The organism is Nocardia sp. NPDC059236 (assembly GCF_042754085.1).
Lineage (GTDB): Bacteria > Actinomycetota > Actinomycetes > Mycobacteriales > Mycobacteriaceae > Nocardia.
This window is the reverse complement of record NZ_JBHZAF010000010.1, coordinates 151,097-166,111: the sequence shown is the minus strand read 5'-3', so window position 1 is coordinate 166,111 and position 15,015 is coordinate 151,097. Positions and strand designations below refer to the sequence as shown.

At 66.4% G+C, this 15,015-nt stretch carries 17 protein-coding genes and 1 riboswitch; of the genes, 8 read left to right on the top strand and 9 right to left on the bottom strand.

Annotated features, from left to right (window positions below; genetic code table 11):
• Positions 1-85: 85 nt before the first annotated feature.
• Entirely contained in the window at positions 86-955 is an 870-nt protein-coding gene (locus ACFXIV_RS26335; RefSeq protein WP_379398551.1) for a sulfite exporter TauE/SafE family protein, read from the top strand.
• A gap of 111 nt (positions 956-1,066) precedes the next feature.
• On the opposite strand, the gene ACFXIV_RS26330 is transcribed toward ACFXIV_RS26335, so the two are convergent.
• From ACFXIV_RS26330 to ACFXIV_RS26320, 3 genes are all read right to left on the bottom strand, one after another.
• On the bottom strand, positions 1,067-1,927 hold the full coding sequence (locus ACFXIV_RS26330; protein WP_379398549.1) for a D-alanyl-D-alanine carboxypeptidase: 861 nt from the start codon (positions 1,925-1,927) through the stop codon (positions 1,067-1,069).
• A 149-nt stretch (positions 1,928-2,076) separates the two neighbouring features.
• Positions 2,077-3,825 carry an NRAMP family divalent metal transporter gene (locus ACFXIV_RS26325; protein ID WP_379398547.1) on the bottom strand — a complete coding sequence of 583 codons (1,749 nt, stop codon included), beginning with the start codon at positions 3,823-3,825 and terminating at the stop codon, positions 2,077-2,079.
• A 130-nt stretch (positions 3,826-3,955) separates the two neighbouring features.
• Positions 3,956-4,126 (bottom strand): hypothetical protein, encoded by a 171-nt coding sequence (locus ACFXIV_RS26320; protein ID WP_379398545.1) that lies wholly within the window; start codon positions 4,124-4,126, stop codon positions 3,956-3,958.
• Positions 4,127-4,430: 304 nt separating this feature from the next.
• Positions 4,431-4,600, bottom strand: a riboswitch (M-box (ykoK) riboswitch).
• Positions 4,601-5,236: 636 nt separating this feature from the next.
• Here ACFXIV_RS26320 and ACFXIV_RS26315 point away from each other — a divergent pair.
• Positions 5,237-5,395 carry a hypothetical protein gene (locus ACFXIV_RS26315; RefSeq protein WP_379398543.1) on the top strand — a complete coding sequence of 53 codons (159 nt, stop codon included), beginning with the start codon at positions 5,237-5,239 and terminating at the stop codon, positions 5,393-5,395.
• Here ACFXIV_RS26315 and ACFXIV_RS26310 read toward each other — a convergent pair.
• Genes ACFXIV_RS26310 through ACFXIV_RS26295 form a run of 4 tightly spaced genes read right to left on the bottom strand, consistent with a single transcriptional unit; the run spans position 5,388 to position 8,865 of the window.
• The gene (locus tag ACFXIV_RS26310; RefSeq protein WP_379398541.1) at positions 5,388-6,251 is read right to left on the bottom strand and encodes a metal ABC transporter permease; all 864 of its coding nucleotides are present in this window, start codon (positions 6,249-6,251) and stop codon (positions 5,388-5,390) included. The genes ACFXIV_RS26315 and ACFXIV_RS26310 overlap by 8 nt on opposite strands.
• Positions 6,248-7,159 (bottom strand): metal ABC transporter permease, encoded by a 912-nt coding sequence (locus ACFXIV_RS26305; RefSeq protein ID WP_379398539.1) that lies wholly within the window; start codon positions 7,157-7,159, stop codon positions 6,248-6,250. The genes ACFXIV_RS26310 and ACFXIV_RS26305 overlap by 4 nt, the downstream gene beginning before the upstream one ends.
• Positions 7,156-8,061, bottom strand: a complete 906-nt coding sequence (locus tag ACFXIV_RS26300) for a metal ABC transporter ATP-binding protein (RefSeq protein ID WP_379398537.1) — start codon at positions 8,059-8,061, stop codon at positions 7,156-7,158. Before ACFXIV_RS26300 ends, ACFXIV_RS26305 begins: the two co-directional genes overlap by 4 nt.
• Complete coding sequence (locus ACFXIV_RS26295; RefSeq protein ID WP_379398535.1) at positions 8,062-8,865, bottom strand: metal ABC transporter solute-binding protein, Zn/Mn family; 804 nt, start codon at positions 8,863-8,865, stop codon at positions 8,062-8,064.
• Between ACFXIV_RS26295 and ACFXIV_RS26290 the strand changes: the two genes are divergently transcribed.
• The 3 genes from ACFXIV_RS26290 to ACFXIV_RS26280 all read left to right on the top strand — a co-directional run bounded on the left by ACFXIV_RS26290 (position 8,852) and on the right by ACFXIV_RS26280 (position 10,336).
• The gene (locus tag ACFXIV_RS26290; RefSeq protein WP_379421336.1) at positions 8,852-9,136 is read left to right on the top strand and encodes a hypothetical protein; all 285 of its coding nucleotides are present in this window, start codon (positions 8,852-8,854) and stop codon (positions 9,134-9,136) included. The two genes, ACFXIV_RS26295 and ACFXIV_RS26290, sit on opposite strands and share 14 nt — an antisense overlap.
• Positions 9,137-9,237: 101 nt before the next feature.
• Entirely contained in the window at positions 9,238-9,537 is a 300-nt protein-coding gene (locus ACFXIV_RS26285; protein ID WP_379398531.1) for a hypothetical protein, read from the top strand.
• A 208-nt stretch (positions 9,538-9,745) separates the two neighbouring features.
• Positions 9,746-10,336, top strand: a complete 591-nt coding sequence (locus tag ACFXIV_RS26280) for a DUF4291 domain-containing protein (RefSeq protein ID WP_379398529.1) — start codon at positions 9,746-9,748, stop codon at positions 10,334-10,336.
• Between the two features lie 75 nt (positions 10,337-10,411).
• Here the strand turns inward: ACFXIV_RS26280 and ACFXIV_RS26275 are convergent, their stop codons facing one another.
• Positions 10,412-10,693, bottom strand: coding sequence for a hypothetical protein (locus ACFXIV_RS26275; RefSeq protein WP_379398527.1), 282 nt, complete (start codon positions 10,691-10,693; stop codon positions 10,412-10,414).
• Positions 10,694-10,695: 2 nt separating this feature from the next.
• Here ACFXIV_RS26275 and ACFXIV_RS26270 point away from each other — a divergent pair, with 2 nt between their 5' ends.
• Both ACFXIV_RS26270 and ACFXIV_RS26265 read left to right on the top strand, forming a co-directional pair.
• Positions 10,696-12,045, top strand: a complete 1,350-nt coding sequence (locus ACFXIV_RS26270) for a carboxylesterase/lipase family protein (RefSeq protein ID WP_379398525.1) — start codon at positions 10,696-10,698, stop codon at positions 12,043-12,045.
• Between the two features lie 246 nt (positions 12,046-12,291).
• Complete coding sequence (locus ACFXIV_RS26265) at positions 12,292-13,446, top strand: fatty acid desaturase family protein (RefSeq protein WP_379398523.1); 1,155 nt, start codon at positions 12,292-12,294, stop codon at positions 13,444-13,446.
• Between the two features lie 30 nt (positions 13,447-13,476).
• Here ACFXIV_RS26265 and ACFXIV_RS26260 read toward each other — a convergent pair whose 3' ends face one another.
• The gene (locus ACFXIV_RS26260; RefSeq protein WP_379398521.1) at positions 13,477-13,962 is read right to left on the bottom strand and encodes a peptidylprolyl isomerase; all 486 of its coding nucleotides are present in this window, start codon (positions 13,960-13,962) and stop codon (positions 13,477-13,479) included.
• A 117-nt stretch (positions 13,963-14,079) separates the two neighbouring features.
• Between ACFXIV_RS26260 and ACFXIV_RS26255 the strand changes: the two genes are divergently transcribed.
• Positions 14,080-14,970 (top strand): DUF5995 family protein, encoded by an 891-nt coding sequence (locus tag ACFXIV_RS26255; protein ID WP_379398519.1) that lies wholly within the window; start codon positions 14,080-14,082, stop codon positions 14,968-14,970.
• Positions 14,971-15,015: the final 45 nt, after the last annotated feature.

Below are 15,015 nucleotides of genomic sequence, written 5' to 3'. Positions count from 1 at the left end.
CGTGTGAGCCCTCCGGCGCTCCTCCCCGATTCTCCGCACCGCGCGCCGAGACCCGCCGCGCGTCATCCTCAGAAGGCACACACACATGCATTCCCCCACCCTGGGCGCCGTCGGGCTCGTCATCGGGTTCTTCGTCGGCCTCACCGGCATGGGCGGCGGCGCCCTGCTGACCTCGGTGCTGGTCCTCGGCTTCGGCATCCCACCCCTGGCCGCCATCTCCAACGACCTGTTCGCCTCGCTCATCATGAAACCGTTCGCGGTCCCGGTTCACCTGCGCCGCAGAACAGTTCACTGGCGGCTGGCCGGGCTGCTCGCCCTCGGATCGGTCCCTTCGGCCTTCCTCGGTGCGGTCCTGGTCGGTGTGCTCGGCCACGCCGCGGCCGTCCAGAACAATCTGAAATTCGCCATCGGGGTCGGACTGACCCTGTCCGTCGTCTTCACCCTCGTGCGCCAAGCGATCGAACGCCGCCACCAGAGCCCGCTCGCCATCGACGACCTGCCGCTGACAATCCGTCCCGTCCCGACCGTCCTGATCGGAGTCCTCGGCGGCCTGCTCGTCGGACTCACCTCCGTCGGTGCGGGCGCGGTCATGATGGCCGCACTGGTGATCGTCTACCCCACCCTGCGCCCCAACCAGCTGGTGGGCACCGACATCGTGCAGGCCATCCCCCTCGTCGCCGCCGCCACCCTCGGGCACCTGCTGTTCGGCGATGTCCGCCTCGCCCTCACCGGATCCCTTGTCCTGGGCGCGATCCCGGGCGTGATACTCGGCGCCCTCTTCTCCTCCCGCTCCCCCGCCGCGATCATCCGGCCCGCCTTCACCGCCGTCCTCACCGCCTCGGCCCTGGCCCTCCTCCACGCGACCATCACCGTCATCTCGCTCGCCGCGGCCTTCGCACTCACCGCCAGCGTCCTCCTCACCACCGCCAAGCCTCGACTAACGGTGACGGCGTAGAGCAGGGGTTCGACAAGGAATTCAATCGGACCATCGGTCAACGGCCGGTGAGAGGCCGGTGAATGCTACCCGGTCACGGTACGCAAGCATCAGCCGCGCGGAGCGAGATGCCTAGCGGGACTCGACCGCCGCGAGCATCGTGTGCGATCCGATTACGCTGCGCAGCACGCCGACGCCGGCGGTGAGCGCGGCACCGCCAGCTGTCCAGCTGACACCGGCGGGTTGTGAGGTCAGCACCACGACGGTGTAGCGCAGCGGTTGCCCTGGGTCGGAGCCGACAAGACCGGTCGTGTTCATGGTCGTCGAGGTGTCCAGGGTCATCCAGCCCTGCTTGATCGCCGTGGTGGTGCCGGGGAGGCCGTCGGGGATACCGAAGTTTTGATCGGTGCCATCAGCGGCGATCCGGCTGGTGTTGCGCAACGCGTTCAAGATGACGTCACTCGCCGGTTCGGGCACGGTGGCGGTGATGTAGTGGTAGATGGCAACGACATCGTTTGGGGTGGTGAGCGTTTCGCCCCACTCACTGGGGTCGCTCGGTGGCCGCGTGCCGTTGAGCCCGATCAGCTCGGCCATCCGGCTCACGATCGCGTTACCGCCGTTACAGCCCCACAGCCGGTCGGCGATGTCATCGTCGCTGGCCGACAACATCCGATCCAGCTGGCCCGCTGTGTCCGAATCTGGTTTCCAGCCTTGGCTTTTCAGTTCGTCGAGCGCGATCAGCAGTTTGACCACGGAAGCGGTGTAGAACTGCTGATCGGCGTTGAGGTCGGCGATCACGGCACCGGTAGTGGTGTCGACGACCTCGATGCCGACCTCGGCACCGGGGGATGCATCCTGGATCGCAGACTGCATCTGCTCGGCCAGCGCCGCGGGTGATCCAGCGGGTCGCCCCGAATTCGTAGGCGCTGCCGACGCATCGAGAGGCACCGCCCGGAGAGCGGCAAAGGCAAAAAGGCCGGCCGTGATGCCCATCCGCCACAGTGGAAACGAACGAATTGGGCGCGCGACCGCGCCAGCGGTGGTTTTCCGCATCGGTATGCTTTCGAAACTTCGTGGCTTGAAACCGCACGCTCCCGGTGCCGTCACCGCGTAAGGAGGTGACGGCACCGAGCGAATCGCGTTCAGCCGGTGATGGACTGGAAGATCTTCACGCCCACCAGGATCACGGCGATCAGCAGGTAGCCGCGCAGCGCGATCATGCCCGCCATCCGCCCTGGCGAGAACGCGGGTCGTTCGAGGGTGTCCAGCGCAGGAGTGCGCCAAGTGTCGCGATCCTGCTCCAGAATCGCCTTGCGCTCGGCTCGCGAGAGCGGGGTCGAGTTGAGCTCCTCGACCTGGTCTGGGTCCAGGCCGCCGAGCTCGGCTGCGGTCTGTTCGGTCGTCCTGCGGTCGGCGCGGCGCTTGGCAACTGCGATACCGAGACCGCCGAACAGACCGACACCGACACCGATTCCGAAGCCGATTTCCAGCTGGGTTGTGGTCAGGTCCGGGAAGAAGGTGGCTGCGGTCAGCGCCAGCGACAGCAGCACCAGCGACCAGACGATGACGCCCGCGACGACGTTCTGCCGGACCGTGTTCACCCACGGACCGAGCACCGCCTTGTCATTGCAGAGCAGGACCAGGAACACCGTGGCCGAGGGCAGCAGCACACCCGCCAGCGCCTGTACGCCCTGGGTCAGCAGGCCGAGCACGTGATCGGGACTGAAGGAAACAGCGGCGGCGACGGCGAGCAGCGCCGCGTAGCCGGCGTAGAAGATCGGCGCTTCGGTGATCTTCCAGTGCAGTGAGTGCCGCTTGCCGAGGGTGTCGCCGAGGGCATACGTGGTGGCCAGCCCGACGGCGTTGGCGCCGATCAGCGAGGCGTCCAACAGCAGAATCGCGAAGAACGCCCCCACGGTTTTACCCATGTTGTCGCTCAGGCCCTGAGCCACGGCTCCGGCGTCGGTGAAGTTGCCCATCATGGCGGGGCCCAGACCGAACGCGGCGGCGGCCATGATGGCGACGGCCCCGATCATCACCACGACGATGCCGACCCAGAGGTCGATGCGCTCGTAGCGGATCCAGCGCGGCGTGATGCGCTTGTCGACGATGTTGGACTGCTGAAAGAACAGCTGCCACGGGGCGACCGTGGTGCCGACGATTGCCACGATGAGCAGCAGTAGCGTCGAGTTCAGGCCGCCCGGGAACGACGGGATCAGGCCGTGGGCGATGTCTTTGGCGCTGGGGCGCACCATGAACGCGAGTGGGAACATGACGATATTGACGGCGATGAGCCCGAACAGGAATCGCTCCCACCGCCGGAACGAACCGCCCGCGACCATGGCGAACAGCAGCACCGCCGCCAGCGGCACCGAAATCGCCTTGGGCAGCCCGAAGTAGTTGAGCGCCATGGAGACGCCGATGAATTCGGTGACGATGGTGAGCGCGTTGACGATGAACAGATCGCCCACGCTGAACGCGCCCCAGAACTTGCCGAAGCGGTCGAAGATCAAGCGCGCGTGGCCGACTCCGGCGACCGCGCCGAGACGGACCACCATTTCCTGGTTCACGTAGAGCACCGGGATCAGCAGCACCAGGGTCCAGACCAGCGCCATGCCGTAGTTTTGCCCGGCCTGCGCGTAGGTGGCCACCCCGCCGGCGTCGTTGTCGCCGACCATGACGATCAGGCCGGGGCCGATCACGGCCAGCAGCATCTTGAACTTCTGCCAGCGGGTGCGGCCCTCGAGGGTGTCGTGCTGGCCGATGGAGCCGAGCGCACCGACGATGTCGCCGACGTGCGCGGAGTCCATGACCGCGCCGGTCGGGGTGGCGGCCGCGGGTGAGGTGACGGTGGTGGTCCGGCGGGTTGCGCCGTTGGAGAAGAAGGCCATCGCCGTTCCCTCCCTTCTTCACTTGTATTGCTGCACAGCAGATCTGGTGTACGTGGAAAGGGGTGCCGCGGGCGCGCCGGATGAGCGCGCCCGCGGCGGTCGCGGTCGGGGCTGTCGACCGCTGCGGGTGTCAGGCGTGGAAGGAGTGTCCGCCCAGGGAGGCGGTGTAGACCGCGCTACGGCCGCGGGCCAGGTGCAGGTTGTGGCGCTCCTGCTCGGACAGCCGGTGCCGCGTGACGTAGCGACGGACGGAATCGGTCAGCGAGACGTAACCCGAACGGGGGAATGCGATGACGGCCATGATGGGGGCTTCCTTTGCGAAAGGCCAACCGCTGCAATACATTCTGGGCACGACAAGGCACACCGAAGGCACGCATCGACCACGTCACGGACGACCGGTGTCGCCGTGGTCGATGCCTGATTTCGGGATGTCAGGCGGTTACAGTGTCGCAGCAAGCTGGGAACGAATGTTTTCGAACCGGACTCGGATACGGACTATCACCGGACTTCATGTCGTCCCTCACCTCCTTGCTGCCTGGACGCGCACGTCACTACGTTGAAATGTCAGAACATCAAGGGGAGAAAACCCGAATAAACTGTTCGGATTGGCACCCCTCTCGTCAGAGCTTCGGCACTGCACGACGTGATCCCTTGCGGGAAGCCACTTCGGGTGACCCCTTAATCCGGGGAAACCTGTCCTAACCCTGGGCGTCTCTCGACGTCGTCGGATCAGTGGCCTGTGTTCGTGCAGGAGCCTCGCCTAGCGAGGTGCTGACCGGAGAATACTGGGCTGTTTTCCGGCGAAAGTCAAATCGGGGCCGGTCGGTTTCTGTACGCACCGGCCAGGACCGCGCCGGGCGTGGTCGTGCCGAAGCGAAAGCCGCAGTGGCACAAACACGTTCCAACTCAGGCCGCCGGCACGTCTACGGGGCCGGCCGGAGTATTGATCCGATGGAAGAACCGGATCAAGGCCATTCAGCGCTCGGTCGCGGCTGCGACCGGCCGATCATCGGCCCCGTCCACGTCCCGGACGGGGCCGTTTCCGAGATGTCTGCGCACCCGTGCCACCAAGGCCCCGGAGCAGCGCGATCAGCAAGATCACCAACACGATCGCCGAACCAACCCACACCTCGGTGTGACTGTATGCCGGGACATGGCCCGTACCGGCCCCGGCGATGATCGCCCACCCTGTGGGAATGCCCACAGCTTTCAGGCTAGCCGACCGGCGCGGGCCGCCATCGCTCACGCGTCGGTCGGCTGTCTCGGCGGCGGTCGGTTCGTTGAGGCACTGACCCGCACCGACTGTCATCCGCTCTCGCTCCCGGGCGAGGTCGTCGAGTCCGACTCCCGATCAGGGTTCTGCGAGCGGGTTCGCGGCCGCACAATCTGGGCAGGTGCCATACAAGTCGATGTGGTGTTCGAGGTCGATGTAGCGATGTTGGTGCGCGATGCGCTCGGTGTGGTGTTCCAGCTCGCTGACGGCGAATTGTTCGGCGCGGCCGCAGATTCGGCACAGCAGGTTGTGGTGGTGGCCGGTGGTGCGGGGAGCGGCCCGATCGATGTCAGCTGATGGAAAGTTCCGTTGCCGCATGTGCTCGGTGGCGTCGGAAGCGGTCGAGGAGGAAAGCGCACAGATAGCAGCAGGTTGCGACGGCCATGATGGTGAAACTGGCCGGCGCGGCGGGTATTTCGTAGGAGAGCGTGATGCCCGCCCAGACGGCCAGGACGGCCAGCGCCGCGGACAACCAGAATGCCGTCCACGGCCGGCCCGTGAGCCGGGCCGCGGCGGCCGCCGGGGCGGCGAGCAGCCCGAGGACGACGACGGACCCGATCAACGGGGTGGCCTCGGCGACGGTTGTTCCAACGATGGCCAGGAATACCGCGCCCAGCAGGCGCGTGGGCACACCCGCCGCCCGGGCGACAGCGGGATCGATGGTCGCGAACAACAGCGGGCGCGAGACGCTCAGCAGCAGCGCGATCGCGACCGCGCCGACGAGTGCGGCGGTCCCGGCCGCCGCGGCATTGATCCCGAAGATGCTGCCGAACAGCACGTTCACGTTCGCATTGCCGTTTCCGCCGCTGCGGTGCGTGGTGTAGTAGGTCAGGAACAGCACGCCCAGACCCAAGATCCAGGAGAAGAACGACCCGATCGCGACATCGTCCGTGCCGCCGCGAATTCCGCCCAGGCCCAGCGTGAAACCGGCCGCGATGGCCGCGGCGAAGAGTCCGGCGCGAGGGTTCAGTCCCGCAGCCAAGGCGGCCATGGCGCCGGTGTAGGCGACGTGGCCGAGCGCATCGCCGGCGAAGACCTCGCCCCGTTGCACGAGGAAATATCCTGTCAGGCCGCACAATACGGCCACTGCGGTCCCCGCGAGGAACGCGTGCGCGATGAACGGATGCGCCAGCATCGCTGTCACGGCGTTCATGCGGCGACCTCCCGAGGCAAGTCGGCGGCTTGCGATGCGAGCCTCCGCCGCGGCACCCGGTCGCGCCATTTTCGCCAGGTCAGGCAGACCAGGTAGACACCGAAAGCGAAACTGCTGACCCAGAATCCGATCGGATACGGCGAGAAGAACGCGAAACCCATTCCCACCCAGGTGACCACGAGCGCGATCGCGACCGACGCCGCGATCCCTCGGCCCGGGTGACCGGTGAGCTGGTGTGCGGCCGCGGCCGGGGCCACCAGGAGAGCGAAGACCAGCAGACTGCCGGTGACCTGACTGGTGCCCGCCGCAGCGACACCCAGCAGCACCATGAAGGCTGCGGCCACAAAATGAGACGGAATACCCTGCGCGGCAGCAGCTTCCGGGTCGATCGAGGCCCACAGCAGGGGCCTGCCCAGCACCGCCAGCAGCAGCAGGCACGGCACCGCGGCGACCAGCAACAGCACGACCTGCTCATCGATGACGCCCGCGATCGTGCCGAACAGCAGGTTAGTCAGCCCGGACAGAAAGCCCTTGTACAGACTGACGAACAGCATTCCGGTGGCCAAGGCGAACGCCTGCACAATGCCGATCACGGCCGACTGCTCACCGCCGCCACGGGTCCGGACCGAGCGGGGCAAGGCGGCGATCACGATCGCCGCGCCGACACATGCTCCGAAATACCCATATCCGGAGGCGATTCCGAGCCACGTGGCCGCAGCCGCACCCGGAAACCCGACCACGGCCAAGGTATGGCCTGCGAAGCTCTCCCGACGCAATACCATCACCCAGCCGGCAGCACCCGCCACCACCGCGACGATGGTGCCGGCGCGCACGGCATTCACCATGAACGGATACGAGAGCATCTCGCGCAGATCCTGCACCAGATTCCAGGATGCCGCCGGGTTCATCGGGACTCCCCCGCATCGGGATTCGCGAGCACATGCCCGGCCGCGACATCGGGCTGCCCGACGACCACGAGACGCCCGGTGCTGTCGCGCAGCACCTCGATCCGGATACCGTAGAGCGCCGACAGCCGCTCACCGGTGATCACTTCCTCGGGTGTACCCGTCAAGGAGGTGCCGTGCGCTAGATAGATCAGCCGATCCAGGTACGGCAGAATCGGATTCACGTCATGAGCGACCATCATAACCGCGACTCGCTCCTGCCGGCAGACATCACGGATGAGCGCGCTGATCCCGGCCTGACTCGGCACGTCGAGACTGTCCAGTGGCTCATCGAGCAGCAGCAATCGCGGACGGCGGACCAGTGCCTGCGCGATCAGCAGCCGCTGCTGCTCGCCGCCGGAGCACTGCCCGATCGGCCGGTGCGCGTACGCGCTCGCGCCGACCAGCTCGATCACCTCTCGCAATCGCCGTTGTGTCGCCTGGAAGCGCTGTGGCGCAACGATTCTCGACAGGAACGGGATGGGTGTGCCCCAGCGTGCGCCGTCGAGGCCGAGCCGGACGATATCGATGCCACGGATGCGGACACTCGCGTCGAAGGCCCGACGCTGCGGCAGATATCCGATCCCGGCGTTGTGCCGCCCCGGTCTGCCACCGAGCACCTCGAGTCTCCCCGTATCGGTCGGCACCAGGCCGAGAATCGCTTTCAGCAGTGTCGATTTCCCAGCACCGTTCGGGCCGAGCACCGCGACGAAATCCCCGGGCTCCACGTCCAGCGAAACCTTGGACCAGATCCGCTTACCGCCAACCGCTGCCGCGATCCCCCTCATATGGACCACGGTTTCCGGGTTTGACGGCGCCGGGTCCGCGACGGCGTCCGCCGCGGCCCGGGCCTTCACGGTGGTCATTTACTTGCCTGTCGCCTTGTGCAGTGCGTCTTCCAACGTCTGCAACTGAGCGGACTGCCAGTCCTGGAACGTCGCATCTGCCGGGGCGAGCGTCTCGGTGACGGTGCTGACCTCGATGCCCTGCTTCTTGACCGCGTCCACCTGGGCCTGGACGTCCGGGGTGCTGTTCTGGGTGTTGTAGACGTAGACCTTCAGCGCCTTGGTGGCGATCTGCTGATCGATGGCAGCCTTGTCCGCCGGCGCGGGATCGGCGCCTTCGCTGATCGCCTTCAGGAACGCGGCGGGCGTGATCAGCTCGAGCCCCAGCGCATCCGAGAGCGGCGAGAAGATCGATTCGCTGGCGCCGACCGGCGTGCCCGCGTACTTGGCCTTGATGTCGGCGACCAGGCCGTTGTATTTCGCCAGCGCAGTGCCGACGAACTTGGTGCGCTGATCGTCGAAGTATGCGGCATCGGCCGGATCGGCCTTCTTGTAGTCGGCGGTGATCGCATCCACGATCTTGGTGACCGAGGCCGGCGAGTACCACTGGTGCGGATTCCCGTCCTCGGCCACCCCTAGCTCCTTGCCCACGGTGAGCTCGGTGCGATCCTGGCCCGGGTTGGCCGCCAGCAGCTTGTCCGACCAGGCGTCGTAACCGATTCCATTGGAAATGAACACCTTCGCGCCCGCGACCGTGCGCGCGTCGGCCGGCGACGGCTCGTAGTCGTGCGGGTCGGTGTCGGGATTGCTGATGATGCTCGTCTCGTGCACCTTGTCACCGCCGAGCTGTGCCGCGATGCTGCCCCAGGCATTGATCGTCGCCACCACCTCGAGCTTGCCGCTCGACGACTCCGACGACTTCGACGACGCGCTGCACGCCGCCGTTACCCCCACCACCGCCACCGCGCACGCGGCCGCCGCCATCGCGCGTTTGCTGAAAACCAGACCAGCCATCTTGCAACCCTCATCAGATCTTGAAATCGAAAATCATTACCAACAACGTAACAGTCCCTTCACCCATTTCCAAGCCGAATCCGAACCGGGCACCCATGCGAATCAGCAAGCTGCCGAGCACCTCACGCCACCAGAGAAATAGCTACCTATCAGCGCATACGCAAAAAGATGCGCACATTATGATGTGAACCTGACAGTGACGAGGAAGCGAACCACGACAGGCACGAGAAAGGAACGAAGATCATGACCACACCCGAGCATGCGGCGCACACCGAGCACGAACACCACCACGGCGAAGGTTGCGGACATGTAGCTGTTCCACATGACGGGCACACCGACTACGTGCACGACGGTCATCTGCACCGCGCACACGGCGATCACTACGACGAATGCGAACCGACCGCGCACACCGCGCACGAAAACCACGATCATGTCCACGGCGAGGGCTGCGGCCACACCGCCGTGCCCCATGGCGACCACGTCGACTACATCCACGATGGGCACCGGCACGCACCCCACAACGGGCACTACGACGAACACTGATGATCGTGCTCGGCGGATGCGGTTCGAACGTCCGGATATCGACAGCCGTAGGTGATCGGCGGACGTTCAGCCCTGAAAGCTGTTGTGGCGCAGGGGTGGCGATGGGAGGTCAGATGCAGCGTGGCTTCAACACCCTGCCTCGCAAACGCCAGTCCTGCGGGTAAAGCAGTGGCAACCACGGCGTGCACGGTCATACTCTGCGTTCGTTATGAATCAGTACGAGATCCGCGCAGACTTCGACCGCGACACGATCGTCGTCTACCAGGCCTTCAACGACGCCATCGCCTCCGCGGCTGTCGCAGCGCAGCGCTTGGTCGAGCCCTTCTCACTGAACCGCATGACGTGGATCAAGCCGTCCTTCCGATGGCTCATGCAGCGCAGCAACTGGGCCCGCAAGCCCGGTCAGGAACGCATTCTCGCCGTCCGGATCACCCGGACGGGATGGGAGGAGGCCCTCACTCACGCTGTCCTCACAAGTCCCGAGCGGCGTGTCTACGCTGACGCCGCACAGTGGCGGGCGATGTTCAAACAGGCGCTCGTCCATGTCCAATGGGATCCGGAATACTCGATCCACGGGGCGAAGCTGGACCACCGCAGCATTCAGGTCGGCTTGTCACGAAACATCGTCGAATGCTACGTCAGCGACTGGACCGTAGAGATACGCGATTGCACTCCCCTCGTGCACCGGATCTACGCACATCTGCGCGAGGGGCGGGCCGACCGCGCCAAGCGCCTCATCCCTCCGGAGAAGCTCTATCCACTCGGCGAAGAACTAGCGAGAATCCTTGGGGCCCTGTGACTTACATTCGAGCACAGGTGGGCGAAACCGGCGGCACCGCGACCGAGCTTTTGCAGCGACGATGTGAGACCAGCGTTAGCTTCGCCGGTGCCGTCGCCGCCTCCACCGTGGCGGTCGGCTGACCCGACCTGCCGTCGCCACCCGGTGCGCGCCTTCCACGAAGGCGCGCACGGCTACCCTCAACTGTCCGAGGCTCTCCCCCTCCTCGATCGCGTAGCCGGAGTCGTAGCCCAGACCGATCACAGTGTCGACCACACCGGCGACGGTGATCATCGCGCCGCCGTAGGAATGACCGGCCAGCACCGGGTTTGGGTCTGCGATTGTCTCCTTCGGCGGCACCGGCAGATTGGAGTTCATCGATGATCACAACGACGGACACGAAGAACGGTGTGCTGCGCGGGGCGGCCGAAGAGGGTGTCGTCGTGTTCCGGGGTGTGCCCTATGCGGAAGCCGTTCGGTTCTGTGCGCCTGGCCCGGTTCAGCCTTGGCCCGGGGAGCGGGACGCCAGCCGGGACGGGCCGATCTGTCCGCAGTTGCCGTCGCGGCTGGAGGCGGTGATGGGCGTGCAGGAGGATCACGAACAGTCCGAGGATTGCCTGAACCTGACGATCACCACTCCGGCGGTCGATGATTCGCTGCGACCGGTTCTGGTGTGGTTCCACGGCGGCGGGTTCGTCACCGGGGCAGGCAATTTGAGCTGGTACGGCGGGCATCGGCTCGCCCGTGAGGGCGATATCGTGGTCGTTGGGGTCACCTATCGCATCGGAACGCTCGGGTATCTGCGTGCGGCCGGAGGATCGGACGGGAATTTCGCTCCCGCCGACCAGCTCGCCGCACTGCAATGGGTTCACGAGAACATCGCGGCCTTCGGAGGCGATCCGGGTGCGGTGACGATCGCGGGTCAGTCCGCCGGGGCCCACAGTGTGCGTTGCCTGCTCGGAATGCCCCAGACCCGTGGGCTTTTCCACCGAGCCATCATCCAGAGCGACCCGACCGGCGCGGTCGGGATCGGCAACGCCCGCATGGCGAGCCGCAGCGGCCGGCGTTTCGTGAACCATCTCGGTAGCGACCCGCGTCAAGCATCGATCGCCTCGATTCTCGGCGCACAGGGCAAGCTGATTGCCGAGTCCGGGGGCAGGCTGAAGCTGATCCCTGCCTCGGGTCACATGACCGTTCCCGGCGTCGGCGTCATGCCCACCCAGGCGCAGTGGAACGCCGAGATCGACTCCCGTGCACAGGATCTGGACGTGATCATCGGCACCACCGCGCAGGAGATGACCGCCTTCCATCGACAGGTCCCGTGGATGCAACGGCTACGTACGATTCCCGGTATCGGCCCGGCCATGGCCACTGCGATCGAACAGACGATCAAGGCCCTGATGTTCGGAATCCCGAGCCGTCGCTTGGCGCGTCGGCTCAGCAGAGCAGGTGCCCGCGTATGGATGTACCGATTCGACTACCGCGCACCGGATTCCGGCTTCGGTGCCACACATTGCATCGAACTGCCGTTCCTCCTCGGCAGCGATGCCGCCTGGGCCGACGCGCCGATGCTCGCCGGAGCGGATCGACGCGAGCTCGACACCATCGGACGGCAGGCGCGTGCCGCATGGCTGAGCTTCGTGCGCATCGGCGCCCCCAGCGCCGACCCCGAATGGTCGCGGTTCACCGCGCCCAAGCCCTTCGTCCGGCACCTGGGCGTAGCCGGCTGAGTCCAGTCAGCGGACGGTCGGCGTTCGGCCGCTGGATCGTGAACGGTCGCGAAATCGTCATGCAGATGTGTTGGTGCTTCGTATGTTCGTTCACCTGATGGTGGCCGCGGCGCGACACGCTGGTGCCGGGTGCGCGGGCCCGCTGGCGGTGCCGTGCGCGGCCCGGGCCGAATTCGGAATCCCGTGCGGCGGCGGGCGCTCGCGGAGCGATCGCTGGACACCACGACAGCAGGATGTGCAGAACCCTTGGTAATCGAGACGGTACGACACCGGCCGGCGGTGCAGGAGATCCCGCCACCGGTGATGGCCGAATCCGCGCCGACGCGTGGTAGTGAGTACGCGGCCTTGTTGCGGCAGGTACGGCAAGCGGGTCTGCTCGACCGGCGAATGCGGTATTACGGGTGGAAAACCGCGTTCACCGCAACGGCTTTCGCGGCCGGATGGGCGGCACTGTGGGTGATCGGCGACTCGTGGTGGCAACTAGGCACCGCGGTCTTCCTGGCCGCTGTATTCGCGCAGCTCGCGTTCCTCGGACATGATGCCGGGCACAAACAGATCTTCCGAACCCGTCGTGCCAATCATCTGTACGGGCTCATCGTTGGGAATCTCGCCACCGGAGTGAGCATCGGCTGGTGGACCAGCAATCACAACCGTCATCATGCGCACCCCAACACCGAGGGCGCGGACCCCGACGTCGCGGGAATCCTGGCCCACTCCGGCGAACGAGCGATCACCGGAAAAGGCTGGCGGCGCTTCGTCTTCCGCTACCAGGCCTGGCTCTTCTTCCCGATGCTGTTCCTCGAGGCGGGCAGCCTGCACAACTCGAGCGTGCGCGCCGTGTTGAAATGGCCCATCCCACACCGTATCCGGGAGGCCGCGTTGCTCTCCGCACACGCGATCGCCTACCCGACCGCGGTCTTCCTGGCGCTGTCACCGGTCAAGGCGCTGGCCTTCATCGCTGTCCAGCAGGGCCTGTTCGGCTTCTACATGGGCTGCACCTTCGCGCCCAATCACAAAGGCATGGCCGTTCTCTCCGCCGACGACAACACCGACTTCCTCCGCCGGCAAGTCCTGACCTCCCGGAACGTACGCGGCGGACCCCTGATCGACCTCGCGCTGGGCGGACTCAACTACCAGATCGAACACCACCTCTTCCCCTCCATGCCCCGGCCCGCCCTCCGCAGCGCCCAACCCCTGGTCCGAGCCTTCTGCGCCGAACTCGCCATCCCCTACGCCGAGACCTCCCTCCTCACCTCCTACAGCCAAGCCCTCCGCCACCTGAACACCGTCGCCCGCCACACCCGCTCCGCGAATAGCGCGGACCGATCTATCCACCCGCTTTCGGACGAGGCCCTGGCACAGGCGGCAGGTTCGCGTCTACCGGCGGACACCGCGGGGTGACGGTGGCAGACAGCGCGCCTACTTCGTACCTCAGTGGTCGTGGTCGTCCTCGCCGTGCGGGTGGCCGTGGGCGAGTTCGTCCTCGCTGGCGTCGCGGATGTCGACGACCTTGACGGTGAAGTGCAAGCGCTGACCGGCAAGCGGATGGTTGGCGTCGATGGTCACCTCGTCGCCGTCGACCTGGCGGACGGTGACGATCTGCGAATCGCCGTCCGGCGCCTCGGCGTGGAACTCCATTCCGGGCTCGAGCTCGTCCACGCCCTCGAACATGTCGCGGGGCACGGCGCTGACCAGTTCGGCCAGGTACTCACCGTAGGCGTCCTCGGGCTCCACCACGACGACCAGCTCGTCGCCGGTGTTCTTGCCCTCGAGGGCCTGCTCCAGGCCCGGCACGATGTTGTCCGCGCCGTGCAGGTACACCAGCGGCGCCTCGCCGACGGAAGTGTCCAGCACCTCGCCGTCATCGGCCTTCAGCGTGTATTCGATGGAGACAACCTTGTCAGCGGCGATCGACATGGCGGTAACCCTTTCACAGAGGAATCCGGACCGCGCAAATGTATCCCGTCAACTTTCCGGCGCCTGCTCGGCGTGTCCGCCGGGCGCTAGCGGGCCGCCACTGCTAAGAACCCCATCGTGCCCGATGCATTTTGGCATTTCGTTGCCGCACTGTCCGTTTCCGCCACCGCAGTGGTCGCGCCCGCGACCGCACTGGCCGCACCACCGTCCACGCCGGAATGCGCGACCACCCTGTCCGCCGCCGAGAACGACGAGATCGCCCGGCTCGCCGATACCGGCACGCTCGCCGGCGACGACGAACTCGCACTGCTCGAGGACGCCGTGTCCCGCGACCACCTGATCACCCGGATCCTCGAGCAGCACGCGGACCGCCGGGGCAGCTTCGCCACCGGTCTGGACGTCGTCGAGCAGCAGGCGGTGCTGCCGCTGCAGCGCGATCCGCAAGCGTTCGCCGACCCGGAGTACGCGCACCGGGTCAGCTTCGATCTGCTGCGCCGGTTCCTCGACAATGTGCATGCCGAGTTCGGCGGCGGCACGCCGGAACCACACTGGGCCAACTACTTCGCGCTCGCCGCGGACTGCGCGGCCTCGCCCGGCCGGGTCGCGCTCGCCGGCTACAACGCGCATCTGATCGTCGATCTGCCACGGGCGGTCGCCGAGGCCGGATCGACACCGGCCGACGCCGGGGACTACTTCAAGATCGTGGCCAGCATCGCCCAGACCGGCGATGTCATCACCGAGCGGACCGACCGGATCTACCACGCGAACATGGGACCGCTGTGGCGGTTCTACTTCTTTGGCGAAGGGCTCGATCAGGTGCTCGGCCAGGGCGTCGCCACCAAGCCGCTGCTGGTCGCCGCCGACCTCGGGGCCAATGTGACGATCTTCGCCAACGGACTCGCCCTCGCGAATCCCGCACTGACGACGGCGACGGCCGCGGAGATCGAACTGGAGCGACAGACCACGGAACGCGCGTTCGACATCCTGGCCCGGCTCAACGGAATCTGAGATCCCATCGTCAGGCGAAAGCAGCTGCCCGGCAGCGGCTTTCGC